General features: G+C 43.5%; 11 protein-coding genes. 10 read left to right on the forward strand and 1 reads right to left on the reverse strand.

Annotated features, from left to right (window positions below; genetic code table 11):
• The 7 genes from ERX27_RS03920 to ERX27_RS03950 all read left to right on the forward strand — a co-directional run bounded on the left by ERX27_RS03920 (nucleotide 1) and on the right by ERX27_RS03950 (nucleotide 7,443).
• Nucleotides 1-237 (forward strand): LbetaH domain-containing protein, encoded by a 237-nt coding sequence (locus ERX27_RS03920; RefSeq protein ID WP_133431532.1) that lies wholly within the window; start codon nucleotides 1-3, stop codon nucleotides 235-237.
• Nucleotides 238-299: 62 nt separating this feature from the next.
• A complete protein-coding gene (locus tag ERX27_RS03925; protein ID WP_133431533.1) occupies nucleotides 300-596 on the forward strand; it encodes a YerC/YecD family TrpR-related protein in 297 nt (98 codons plus the stop codon).
• A 65-nt stretch (nucleotides 597-661) separates the two neighbouring features.
• A complete protein-coding gene (locus ERX27_RS03930; RefSeq protein ID WP_133431534.1) occupies nucleotides 662-1,333 on the forward strand; it encodes a M15 family metallopeptidase in 672 nt (223 codons plus the stop codon).
• Between the two features lie 90 nt (nucleotides 1,334-1,423).
• Complete coding sequence (gene pcrB, locus ERX27_RS03935; protein ID WP_133431535.1) at nucleotides 1,424-2,116, forward strand: heptaprenylglyceryl phosphate synthase; 693 nt, start codon at nucleotides 1,424-1,426, stop codon at nucleotides 2,114-2,116.
• A 5-nt stretch (nucleotides 2,117-2,121) separates the two neighbouring features.
• Nucleotides 2,122-4,266 carry a DNA helicase PcrA gene (gene pcrA, locus ERX27_RS03940; RefSeq protein WP_133431536.1) on the forward strand — a complete coding sequence of 715 codons (2,145 nt, stop codon included), beginning with the start codon at nucleotides 2,122-2,124 and terminating at the stop codon, nucleotides 4,264-4,266.
• A gap of 3 nt (nucleotides 4,267-4,269) precedes the next feature.
• Nucleotides 4,270-6,258, forward strand: coding sequence for an NAD-dependent DNA ligase LigA (ligA, locus tag ERX27_RS03945; RefSeq protein ID WP_420844961.1), 1,989 nt, complete (start codon nucleotides 4,270-4,272; stop codon nucleotides 6,256-6,258).
• Between the two features lie 9 nt (nucleotides 6,259-6,267).
• Complete coding sequence (locus ERX27_RS03950) at nucleotides 6,268-7,443, forward strand: CamS family sex pheromone protein (RefSeq protein WP_133431538.1); 1,176 nt, start codon at nucleotides 6,268-6,270, stop codon at nucleotides 7,441-7,443.
• Nucleotides 7,444-7,485: 42 nt separating this feature from the next.
• Here ERX27_RS03950 and putP read toward each other — a convergent pair whose 3' ends face one another.
• The gene (putP, locus tag ERX27_RS03955; RefSeq protein WP_133431539.1) at nucleotides 7,486-9,021 is read right to left on the reverse strand and encodes a sodium/proline symporter PutP; all 1,536 of its coding nucleotides are present in this window, start codon (nucleotides 9,019-9,021) and stop codon (nucleotides 7,486-7,488) included.
• Between the two features lie 151 nt (nucleotides 9,022-9,172).
• Between putP and gatC the strand changes: the two genes are divergently transcribed.
• Genes gatC through gatB form a run of 3 tightly spaced genes read left to right on the forward strand, consistent with a single transcriptional unit; the run spans nucleotide 9,173 to nucleotide 12,357 of the window.
• On the forward strand, nucleotides 9,173-9,469 hold the full coding sequence (gene gatC, locus ERX27_RS03960) for an Asp-tRNA(Asn)/Glu-tRNA(Gln) amidotransferase subunit GatC (RefSeq protein WP_133431540.1): 297 nt from the start codon (nucleotides 9,173-9,175) through the stop codon (nucleotides 9,467-9,469).
• A gap of 2 nt (nucleotides 9,470-9,471) precedes the next feature.
• Nucleotides 9,472-10,917, forward strand: a complete 1,446-nt coding sequence (gatA, locus tag ERX27_RS03965; protein WP_133431541.1) for an Asp-tRNA(Asn)/Glu-tRNA(Gln) amidotransferase subunit GatA — start codon at nucleotides 9,472-9,474, stop codon at nucleotides 10,915-10,917.
• Nucleotides 10,918-10,929: 12 nt separating this feature from the next.
• Nucleotides 10,930-12,357, forward strand: a complete 1,428-nt coding sequence (gene gatB, locus ERX27_RS03970) for an Asp-tRNA(Asn)/Glu-tRNA(Gln) amidotransferase subunit GatB (RefSeq protein WP_133431542.1) — start codon at nucleotides 10,930-10,932, stop codon at nucleotides 12,355-12,357.
• The last annotated feature ends 16 nt before the right edge of the window (nucleotides 12,358-12,373 follow it).

Consider the following 12,373-nt stretch of genomic DNA (forward strand, 5'->3'; position numbering starts at 1 on the left):
GTGAATCAGGAGAATGTTGAAACAATTCTGAACCATATTGATAACAATGAACCAGTGACAACGAGTGGACTGAATTTAGAGCGCGAAGAAGTGGGAGATGCGCTTTCTTATATTAAAAAGAATAAGCTGGCAGAGGATATTCTGCTTAGAAAAGTAGAAGATACTTATACGATGATGGATGCGAGTACAGCTTACTTAACACCGAAAGGTAAAGAGCACATAACTGACCATGAATAATACTGTACTTCAGTCCAGTAGTGCGTTAAACTTAGACTATATCTTTCAAGGGGATGAACGGAATGCAAATTGAAAAATTAAGAGGGAAGCGTCTTGATGATTTATTCGATGCAATTCTTGCTCTCGAAAATCGTGAAGAATGCTACCAGTTTTTTGATGACTTATGTACGGTGAATGAATTACATTCATTATCACAACGTATGCAGGTCGCTAAGATGATCAAGCAAGGTCATACTTATGCAACAATTGAAAAAGAGTCAGGTGCGTCTACTGCGACTATTTCACGGGTGAAACGCTCATTACAATGGGGAAATGATGCGTACACGATGGTGATGGAACGTCTGGGCGAAGAACAGTAAAAAAATGGTACTGAATTGATTCAGTACCATTTTTATTTTATAATGAAGTCGAAATGAGGGCTATCATGAAAAGATTATTAATCGCAGGATTGGCTGCTTTTTTGCTCGCAGGTTGCAGTGAACAGTCTGAACAGCATCTGTCAGTGATCGACAATATTAAACAAATCAATCCACTGGAAAAATGGCTGTCTTCAAAAGAGAAATCTGTTGTAGACGGTGTCACTTATTATGGCGATACGATTATCGTCAATAAATCAATCAGTCTGCCGGCAGATTATGCTCCAGGTGAGAATGCTGAGGCAAGAGCGGCACTGGATAAGCTGATGACAGCAGGAACTGCGGAAGGGCTGAATTTTGCCATCAGAAGTGGCTTCAGAAGTTATGATGAACAGGATGTGCTGTATCATAATTATGTTGCACGAGACGGTAAGGCCGCTGCGGATACTTATAGCGCAGAGCCCGGCCACTCTGAACATCAGACCGGCCTTGCTTTCGACCTCGGTAGCCGTGAGTCTGTCAAAGATTTCACGATTTCTTTCGGTGACACACCAGAGGGAAAATGGCTCCAGACTCATGCGCAGAACTACGGTTTCATCATACGCTATCCAAAAGGAAAAGAGCATATTACCGGTTATCAGTATGAGCCTTGGCATATCCGTTATCTGGGTGATGATCTGGCGCAGGATGTCTATAAAAGCGGATTAACGTTAGAAGAGTATTTTGGGTTAGTCAAGTAAGAGAAAGTCAGTCAGTCGGACTGGCTTTTTTTCGTTATCGTTTCTTTAAAATGCTATAATTATAAATATGTCTTTAAAAGGAGTTTCTATATGTATGAGATAAATGACTGGCAGCATGTCTTCAAACTTGATCCTGCTAAAACAATTGATGATGAGTCGTTGCAGCGTCTATGTGAATCAGGAACAGATGCGATTATCGTAGGCGGAACAGATGATGTGACGATGGATAATGTGCTCGATTTAATGGCACGTGTCCGTCGCTACACAGTTCCTTGTGCGCTCGAAATCTCTAATCTTGAGAGCGTGATTCCAGGCTTTGACCGTTATTTGGTGCCAACTGTTCTTAACAGTCCGAACGTCCAGTTTCATAATGGCCTGTTGATTGAAGCGCTGAAAGCTTATGGTCACATGCTGAATTTTGAAGAGTTCACGATGGAGGGGTATATCGTTCTGAATCCTGACAGCAAGGTCGCAAAGCTGACAGCAGCAGATACGACCCTGAGTGGTGAGGATCTCTATGCTTACGGGCAGATGATTGAACACTTTTACCGATTGCCGGTCTGTTATGTTGAATACAGTGGTACATATGGAGAGGTGAAGAAGCTTGCCGAGCTGAAATCAGCGCTTGAGAATACGCGTCTTATTTATGGCGGTGGTATTGAGTCACTGGCACAGGCTGAAGAGATGTTCCAGTATGCAGATACAATAGTTGTCGGTAACATCATCTACAGCGACCTGAAGAAGGCCCTCGAGACCGTTAAAATCAAAGGAAAGAAAGGATAATTCCTGTGAATGAATTACTGAATAGAATGAACGAAGAACAGCGTGCAGCTGTCAAAGCGACAGAAGGCCCCCTGCTGATCATGGCAGGTGCGGGTTCAGGCAAGACGCGGGTGCTGACGCATCGCATCGCCTATCTGATACAGGAAAAAGACGTTAACCCTTATAATATACTCGCGATTACGTTCACGAATAAAGCAGCAAAAGAAATGAAGGAACGTGTGCAGCATCTGATCGGCGAAGAAGCTGAAGCGGTGTGGATTTCAACATTCCACTCGATGTGTGTCCGCATACTGAGACGTGACAGCGATAGGATTGGTATTGAACGGAACTTTACGATTATTGATCCGACAGATCAGCGTTCCGTCATGAAAGAAGTACTGAAGCAGGAGAACATCGATCCGAAACGTTATGAACCGCGCTCATTACTTGCACAGATTTCAAATCTGAAAAATGAACTGAAGACACCGGAAGATGCTGAAAAAGAAGCGAATGATTTTATGGCACAGATTGTTGCAAGAGCCTACAAACGCTATCAGTCTATTCTGCTGAAAAATCAGGCGCTGGATTTTGATGACCTCATCATGACAACAATTGAGCTCTTTGAACGTGCACCAGAAGCCCTGAGCTATTATCAGAATAAATTCCAGTATATTCATGTCGATGAATATCAGGATACGAATAGAGCGCAGTATCTCTTAGTGAAGATGCTCGCAGAAAAATTTGAAAATATCTGCGTCGTCGGTGACTCTGACCAGTCCATTTACGGCTGGCGTGGTGCGGACATCTATAATATTCTGAGCTTTGAAGAAGACTATCAGAATGCCCGTACCATCTTCCTCGAGCGTAACTACCGCTCCACGAAAAACATTCTGCATGCGGCGAATGAAGTCATCAGACATAATTCAGAACGTAAACCTAAAGCTTTATGGACTGAAAGTGATGAAGGCAGTAAGATCAAGTACTTTAAAGCGCAAAGTGAGCGTCATGAAGCAGAATATATCATCTCTGAAATACAGAATAAACAGCGGGAAGGCTACCGTTTAGACGACATGGCTATTCTTTACCGGACGAACGCACAGTCCCGTGTGCTTGAGGAGACACTGCTTAAATCGAACATCAGTTATACGATGGTCGGCGGTACGAAGTTCTACGACCGTAAAGAAATCAAAGATATTTTAAGCTATCTGAGACTGGTCGCGAACAGCAATGAAGATATCAGTTTTGCCCGTATCATCAATACACCGAAGCGCGGAGTAGGACCAGGTGCGCTTGATAAGATCACAGTATATGCAGAAATGAACGGCCTCAGCTACTTTGACGCGCTTGCAGAAGTGGATTTCATCGGCCTGCCGAAGAAAACGACTGAAACACTCGTCAAATTCTATGATATGATGGACGGCTTTATGAAGCAGCAGGAGTTTCTGTCCATTACAGAACTGACGGAACAGATTATGGAGAAGACAGGCTACATGGATATGCTGAAAGCAGATCGAACACTTGAATCACAGTCACGCCTTGAAAACTTGGAAGAGTTTCTCAGTGTGCCTAAGGACTACGAGAAAGATACGCAGATTGAAGAACAGTCACTCGTCAATTTCCTGACCGATTTATCACTGGTCAGCGATGTGGACAGTGCAGATTTAGAAGCGGGTATTACACTGATGACTATTCACTCTGCTAAAGGTCTGGAGTTTAAAGTCGTCTTTATCGCAGGTCTGGAAGAATCTATCTTCCCACATTCGAGAAGTCTGTCAGAAGAGTCAGAAATGGAAGAAGAGCGTCGTTTAATGTATGTGGCCATTACGCGCGCTGAAGAGCACCTTCATGTTACACACGCTGACTCACGGACACTCTTTGGACGTAGTCAGGCCAACCGCCGTTCTCGTTTCCTGGATGAGATTCCTGAAGATCTGCTGGAAGGTAAGAAAACGGTCATCCAGAAAAGAGGATTCTCAAGACGAACAACAAACAATCAACCTGCACCAGGCGAATATAAAATCGGGGATAAAGTTATCCATAAAACATGGGGTGAGGGTCTTGTCAGCAATGTAACCGATAAAGACGGTTCGCAGGAACTGGATATTATTTTCAAATCTGTCGGTATGAAGCGTCTGTTAAGTCAGTTCGCACCGATTCAAAAGAAGGGGTAAATGATGCAGCAAAGAGTAGATGAATTACACCGTTTATTGCACCAGTATAATTATGAATATCATGTACTGGATAACCCGTCTGTCCCTGACAGTGAATACGATAAGCTGCTGCATGAGCTCATCGCGATAGAAGAGGAATATCCTGTTCTGAAGACAGCAGATTCGCCGACTGTCCGAGTCGGCGGAACACCGTTGTCATCATTTGAGAAAGTCAGACATGATACACCGATGCTCAGTCTCGGCAATGCATTTGACGAAGAAGACTTGCGTGCATTTGACCGTCGTGTCGTGGAAGGTGTCGGTCAAGTGGATTATATGGTAGAACTAAAGATAGATGGACTCGCCGTTTCCCTGAAATATGAAGAAGGCCGCCTTGTTCAAGGATTGACGCGCGGCGATGGGACGACTGGAGAGAATATCACTGAGAACATCAAGACAATCTATGCCGTGCCACTTGTCATCAAAGAGCCTCTGACGTTTGAAGTGCGCGGCGAAGCCTATATGCCTCGCCAGTCGTTCATCAATCTCAACAAAGAAAAAGAGAAGAACGGTGAACCGCTTGCAGCGAATCCGCGTAATGCGGCAGCAGGTTCACTCAGACAGCTGGACTCCAAGCTTGCTGCTAAACGCAAGCTGGACATCTTTCTCTATAGTGTGAACGATTTACGTGAGCTGGATGTGCCGTCACAGAGTGCCGCACTTGATAAGCTGGATGATATCGGTTTTAAGACGAATCACGAACGAAAATTATGCAAAAATATCGATGAAGTACTGGACTATATCCAGCACTGGACAGAAGAACGGAACAATCTGGCATATGATATCGACGGAATCGTCATTAAAGTCAATGATCTTGCAAAGCAGGAAGAACTTGGCTTCACTGCTAAATCTCCTCGCTGGGCGATTGCCTACAAATTCCCGGCAGAAGAAGTCATGACGAAGCTGAGGGATATTGAAATCTCAGTAGGACGTACAGGTGCAGTGACACCAACCGCTATTCTTGAACCTGTTAAAGTTGCAGGGACGACAGTCGGCCGTGCATCCCTTCATAATGAAGACCTCATCCGGGAAAAAGATATCCGTATCGGTGATGAAGTTATTATCCGTAAAGCGGGTGATATTATTCCCGAAGTCGTCAGACCTGTCCTTGACCGGAGACCTGATGATGCCGTGCCTTACCATATGCCTGAACATTGTCCGGCCTGTGGTCATGAACTAGTACGTATTGAAGGAGAAGTAGCACTACGCTGTATCAATCCGGCCTGCGAAGCGAAACTTGTTGAAGGTGTGATTCACTTCGTGTCACGCCAGGCGATGAATATTGACGGACTCGGTGAACGTATCGTTGAACAGCTGTTCCAGGCAGAGCTGATCCGCGATGTCGCAGATATTTACTATTTGAAACGTGAAGATCTACTGCCGCTTGAGCGCATGGCGGACAAGAAAGTCGATAAACTGCTGCAGGCGATTGAAGCGTCTAAAGCTAACTCACTGGAGCGTCTGCTCTTTGGACTCGGCATCAGACATCTAGGTGCAAAAGCAAGCCGTATTATAGCAGAGGAATACGGTTCTATGGAAAAACTGGCAGCAGCTACAGAAGAAGAACTGACAGCAATCCATGAAATCGGTCATAAGATAGCACAGTCAGTCGTCACGTATCTGCATAATGAAGATATGAGAGAACTGCTTCTGAAACTGAAAGAAGCTGGTGTCAACATGACTTATACTGGCACAAAAGTTGAAGTGGTCAGCAATACAGAATTTATGGATAAGACCATTGTACTGACCGGTAAGCTTGAGATTATGACAAGAACAGAAGCATCTGAGAAACTGACATCACTCGGTGCCAAAGTGACGAGCAGTGTGACGAAGAAGACGGATCTTGTTATTGCAGGTGAGGAAGCTGGCAGTAAACTCGCTAAAGCAGAGTCTCTCGGCATTGAAGTCTGGAGCGAAGAACAACTCATCAACAAACTACAGGAAATAGGTTAAGGTGAACGTATGAAAAAAGCATCATTACTACTGTTATCCGCCCTGCTACTAGCAGGCTGCAGTGATAACGGTGACCATAATAATAGTAAGACCAATCAGACAGAAGATGAAAAACAGATTGCGACAGATGCTCAGATTTCAAAGGAATATTACCGCACACTTCTTCCGTTTAAGGAGAGCCAGGCACGTGGTCTGACGAGCACGAATATGGCAAGCGCTTATAACGGTGAAGCATTTGAAGATGGGCTACTGAATATCAGTCAGAAAGTCTATTCACCAGACGAATACTTCTTCCGCGACGGTCAGCTGCTCACTAAAGAAGCTGTGCAAAGCTATCTTGAACCCCAGTTCACGAAAGAAGAAATTGATGCGATGGATGAAGATACACGAATCGAACGAAATGCTTACGCGAATTTCGGGTTAAACCCATCTCACAAAGGTGAAACGGATCCCGTTAAAATTGCTCAGAACTCACCTGCTTACTTATCTCACATTCTGGAGCAGGACTTCTATACTGAAGAAGATGCGAAGAAAGACAAACTGTCTGGCATGACGATTGGTCTCGCGATGAACAGCGTCTATTATTATCAGAAAGAACAGTACGGCGAAGTATACAGCCAGAAGCTTGATCCGAAGATCAGTGCCGCAAAAGGAAAAGAGATGGCGGATGAAATATTGTCACGTCTAAGAGTGAAGTCGGAACTGAAAGACTTGCCGATTACTTTTGCAATATTTGTTCAGTCATCAGCGGAAAGCATTACGCCAGGTCATTTTGTCGCATATGGAACGAGCGATAAAGGAGATAACATCAAGAAGTGGACAAGTATAGACGAAGACCATATGCTCTTGCCTTCTGCTGAAGCTGAAAAGATTGATGAAGGTCTGAATAATAACTTTAAACAGTTTAATGAGTCGCTCAGTAACTATTTCCCGAACTTCACACAGGCGATAGGCTCTGCACATGTAGTGGATAAGAAAATCAGTTCACTGACTATCAGTATCCCGCTTGATTACTTCGGCAAAGCTGAAGTAATTGGTGTCACTCAGCATATTGCAGACCAGTCTAAGAAGTATTTTGATGGCCTGGATAGCTACGAGATTTCTGTTGTCGATAACAACAAACCACTTGCCCTGATTACGAAGGAAAAAGGCAGTGACCAGAATATTCATATTTACCAGCAATAAAAAAAGTCTTGTCCCCGGTTTGGGGACAAGACTTTTTTTGTATTAACTTTTAACGATACGAACCATTTCATCGAATTCATCAAGAATACGTTGTTCTGGCTTTCTTGTCATCATGCTGACAAGAACTGTTGAAATCAGACTGATTAAGAAGCCTGGAATGATTTCATATAAATCAAAAATAGCAGCGTGTTGTTCTGGTGCTTTCATGATGATCCAGAAGATGACTGTAAGAGATCCTAGGATCATACCTGTAATGGCACCTTCTTTTGTCAGGCCTTTCCAGTACAATGACAGAAGGACTAATGGACCAAATGCAGCCCCAAAGCCTGCCCAGGCATTACCTACTAAGTTTAAGATTGTATCATTAGGATTCCAGGCAATTGCACCTGCGACAATCGCAACGAGTAATACTGACAGACGGCCGACAAGAACAAATTCTTTCTCGCGAGAAGTGTCCTGAATATTTGTTTTACGGAGTAACATGTAAAAATCCTGTGTTAACGAACTGGATGTTACGAGTAATTGTGAAGAAATCGTACTCATAATCGCTGCCAGGATAGCTGCTAAGAAGAAGCCGGCAATCAGCGGATGGAATAAAATCTGACTCATCACAACGAAGATAGTCTCTGGATTATCCAGCTTCTGACCAGATTCGTGGATGAATGAAATACCGACTAAACCGGTCATACAAGCACCGATTAATGAAACGGCCATCCATGAAATACCGATACGGCGTGCAGCCGGCAGCATTTTATGTGTTTTAATCGACATGAAACGAACGATAATATGAGGCTGACCGAAGTAACCGAGACCCCAGGCTACGAGTGAGATAATACCGATAGTCGTAGTCCCTTTGAACCAGTCGAGGTTTGTCGGTTCAAGTGTTGCCACGTCTCCTAATGTATCAAGACCATTTAATTTAAGCATGGCTACAATCGGCACCATGACTAAAGCAATCAGCATGATGACCCCTTGGAAGAAGTCAGTCAGTGATACAGCGAGGTAACCCCCAAAAAGCGTATAGATGATAACAATGCCTGCTGTTAAGATTAAGCCCCAGTGGTAGTTAAGACCGAATGCACTTTCAAATAAGACACCACCGGAAACCATACCGGCCTGTGTATAAAGCGTAAAGAAGATGATGATAACTAAACCAGAAATAATTTTTAAGATACGTGTATGGTCACTTACGCGTTTCTCAAAGAAATCTGGAATTGTAATCGCGTTATCAGCTAACTCTGTATATACACGAAGACGTGGTGCAACTAAGATATAGTTTAACCAGGCCCCGATAGTCAGTCCGATTGCAATCCATGTAGCTGATAGACCTGTTGAATAAACAGAACCAGGTAATCCCATCAGCATCCAGCCACTCATATCAGCTGCGCCGGCAGAGAGGGCAGTAACAAGAGGGCCGAGGCTACGGCCACCAAGCATATATTCATCGAGCGTACTTGTCGATTGCTTATATGCATAATAACCAATACCTAGGAGAATTAAGAAATAAACGGCAATCATGACGTAAGTCATCCAAGTGGCTTCGATTTTGACGTTTTGAAAAGTATGTCCTAAAATCATTTGTTTTCCTCCAAACTTATGAATATTCTATTACATGATTAATTATATATTGCGTTAAAGCGTTTTCATATAACTATTTTTAGTTTTTTTAGATTTTTTGCAGTAAATTTGATAAAATTTATAGATGCTATACATGCTTAGGAGGATAAAAATGACAACGATTACAAATGATCAGGTTAAACACGTTGCCCATTTAGCACGTCTTGCAATTACTGAAGAAGAAGCGGCTAAATTCAGCGGACAGCTTGAGGCGATTCTGAACTTTGCCAATCAGCTAGAAGAAGTGGATACAGAAAACGTTGAACCGACTTTCCACGTGCTGGACCTGCAGAACGTTCTACGTCCTGATACAGCGGAACAAAGTTTAAGCCAGGAAGAAGTACTGAAAAATGCACCGGTTAAAGAAGATGGTCAGTTCCGTGTGCCTTCAATCTTAGGAGGAGAATAAGAATGTCATTAAGATATGAATCAATCGAATCATTATCCAAGATGATTCACAACAAAGAAATCAAACCATCAGAACTGATCGCAGATACTTTCGTAAACATCGAAAAAGAAGATGGTATCATCAATTCATTCCTCGCACTTGATAAAGAGAATGCGATGAAAAAAGCAGAAGCACTTGATAATCAGTCACCAGAAGGTAAACTTTTCGGTATTCCGATGGGGATTAAAGATAACATCGTCACTAAAAATGTTGAGACAACTTGTGCCTCTAAAATTCTGACAGGCTTTGACCCGGTTTACGATGCTACAGTCATGCAGAAACTGAATCATGAAAATGCTGTACTTGTCGGTAAACTTAACATGGATGAGTTTGCGATGGGTGGTTCTACAGAGAACTCTCACTACAAAAAGACAGTCAATCCATTCGACCACACAGCAGTACCAGGTGGCTCTTCAGGTGGTAGTGCAGCAGCAGTTGCAGCAAGCTTAGTACCTTTCACTTTAGGTTCTGATACAGGTGGTTCTATTCGTCAGCCTGCGTCATACTGTGGTGTTGTCGGGATGAAGCCGACTTATGGCCGTGTTTCTCGTTTCGGCTTAGTTGCCTTCGCTTCTTCACTAGACCAAATTGGACCATTAACACGTAACGTCAAAGATAATGCGACAGTACTTGAAGTCATCGCAGGTCATGACAAGATGGATTCAACAAGTGCACCAGTTGATAATGTGGACTTCACGTCTAACATTGACAAAGATTTAACAGGTCTCCGTGTGGCAGTGCCTAAAGAATATTTAGGCGAAGGTGTTTCACCGGAAGTGAAAGCTTCTATAGAAAAAGCCATTCAGGAATTAAGCAATCTGGGTGCGACGATTGAAGAAGTGTCCCTGCCGAACGCTAAATACGGTGTCGCGACGTATTACATCATCGCGTCTTCAGAGGCATCTGCTAACTTGGCACGATTTGATGGTATCCGTTACGGTTATCAGGCAGAAGGTGCTCAGAACTTAGAGGAACTCTACAAGAAGACTCGTCAGGAAGGCTTCGGTGACGAAGTGAAACGTCGTATCATGCTCGGTACATATGCCCTGAGCTCTGGTTATTATGATGCCTACTATAAAAAGGCACAGAAAGTCCGTACACTAATCAAACAGGACTTCGAAAAAGTCTTTGCTGACTACGATGTCATCGTTGGACCTGTTGCACCGACACCTGCATTTAATATCGGTGAGCAAATCAATGATCCACTGACAATGTACGCGAATGATATCCTGACAATCCCTGTTAACTTAGCGGGTCTACCTTCTATTTCTGTACCATGTGGTGAAGAGAACGGACGCCCAATCGGATTGCAGATCATCGGTAAACCGTTTGATGAGCAGAAGCTTTACAATGTTGCTTATCAGTATGAACAAAAATTCAACTTACACGACCGTTATCAAACATTATAAGGAGACGATGAAATGCATTTCGAAACAGTAATCGGACTTGAAGTCCACGTTGAACTGAAAACTGAATCTAAAATGTTCTCAAGTTCACCTGCCCATTTCGGTGCAGAACCGAATACAAATGTTAGTGTCATCGACCTGGGTTATCCTGGAGTGCTGCCAGTCGTCAACCGTACAGCAGTAGACTGGGCGATGCGTGCAGCGATGGCGCTGAACATGGATATTAGAACAGAAACTAAATTTGACCGTAAAAACTACTTCTATCCGGATAATCCGAAAGCTTATCAGATTTCACAGTTTGATGAGCCGATCGGTGAAAACGGCTATATTGACATCGAAGTAGGCGGCGAAACAAAACGTATCGGTATCACGCGTCTTCACATGGAAGAAGATGCCGGTAAACTGACCCATAAAGACGGTCATTCACTAGTGGATTTAAACCGTCAGGGGACACCGCTTGTTGAGATTGTCTCTGAACCCGACATCCGTACACCGGAAGAAGCTTATGCTTACCTTGAAAAGTTAAAAGCAATCATCCAGTATACAGGCGTCTCTGACTGTAAGATGGAAGAAGGTTCACTTCGTTGTGACGCTAATATTTCACTTCGTCCAGCTGGCCGTGAAGAATTCGGTACGAAGACAGAACTTAAAAACCTGAACTCTTTCAACTACGTTCGTCGTGGTTTAGAACATGAGGAAAAACGTCAGGCAGAAGTTCTGCTTGCGGGTGGAGAGATCCTTCAGGAGACACGTCGTTTTGATGAGTCTACAGGTAAAACGATTCTGATGCGTGTCAAAGAAGGATCAGATGACTACCGTTACTTCCCAGAGCCTGACTTAGTGCCTCTCTTCATCGACGAAGGATGGAAAGCACGTGTCCGCGAATCTATTCCTGAATTGCCGGATGCGCGTAAAGAAAAATATGTAAATGAATATGGTCTGCCTGCATATGATGCACATGTCCTGACACTGACTAAAGAGATGTCTGACTTCTTTGAAGAAACGCTGAAGCTCGGTGCAGACGCTAAATTGTCATCTAACTGGCTGATGGGCGGCGTTAATGAATACTTGAACAAAAACCAGAAAGACTTAGGCGAAACAGCTTTAACACCTGCTAACCTCGCTGAAATGGTGAAACTGCTTGCTGATGGTACAATCTCAAGTAAAATCGCGAAAAAAGTCTTTGCAGATACAGTTGAGACAGGTAAAGCACCGAAAGTCATTATGGAAGAACAAGGGCTTGTACAAGTGTCTGATCCAGAACAGCTACGTGCATTTGTCACTGAAGCACTTGATACGAATCCACAGTCTATCGAAGACTTTAAGAACGGTAAAGGTAAAGCAATGGGCTTCCTTATCGGTCAGATCATGAAGATCTCAAAAGGACAGGCAAACCCGCAACTCGTTAACCAGATTCTGAAAGAAGAACTGGAAAAAAGATAATATGAAAAGCTGATAT

This window comes from Macrococcus brunensis (assembly GCF_004359615.1).
In the GTDB taxonomy this organism is placed as follows: Bacteria; Bacillota; Bacilli; order Staphylococcales; family Staphylococcaceae; genus Macrococcus; species Macrococcus brunensis.

Bases quoted from the DNA above. Each gene is read 5' to 3' on its own strand.
- ERX27_RS03925 (WP_133431533.1), top strand. From the start codon at position 300: ATGCAAATTGAAAAATTAAGAGGGAAGCGTCTTGATGATTTATTCGAT.
- ERX27_RS03930 (WP_133431534.1), top strand. From the start codon at position 662: ATGAAAAGATTATTAATCGCAGGATTGGCTGCTTTTTTGCTCGCAGGT.
- pcrB (WP_133431535.1), top strand. From the start codon at position 1,424: ATGTATGAGATAAATGACTGGCAGCATGTCTTCAAACTTGATCCTGCT.
- ligA (WP_420844961.1), top strand. From the start codon at position 4,270: ATGCAGCAAAGAGTAGATGAATTACACCGTTTATTGCACCAGTATAAT.
- ERX27_RS03950 (WP_133431538.1), top strand. From the start codon at position 6,268: ATGAAAAAAGCATCATTACTACTGTTATCCGCCCTGCTACTAGCAGGC.
- putP (WP_133431539.1), bottom strand. From the start codon at position 9,021: ATGATTTTAGGACATACTTTTCAAAACGTCAAAATCGAAGCCACTTGG.
- gatC (WP_133431540.1), top strand. From the start codon at position 9,173: ATGACAACGATTACAAATGATCAGGTTAAACACGTTGCCCATTTAGCA.
- gatA (WP_133431541.1), top strand. From the start codon at position 9,472: ATGTCATTAAGATATGAATCAATCGAATCATTATCCAAGATGATTCAC.
- gatB (WP_133431542.1), top strand. From the start codon at position 10,930: ATGCATTTCGAAACAGTAATCGGACTTGAAGTCCACGTTGAACTGAAA.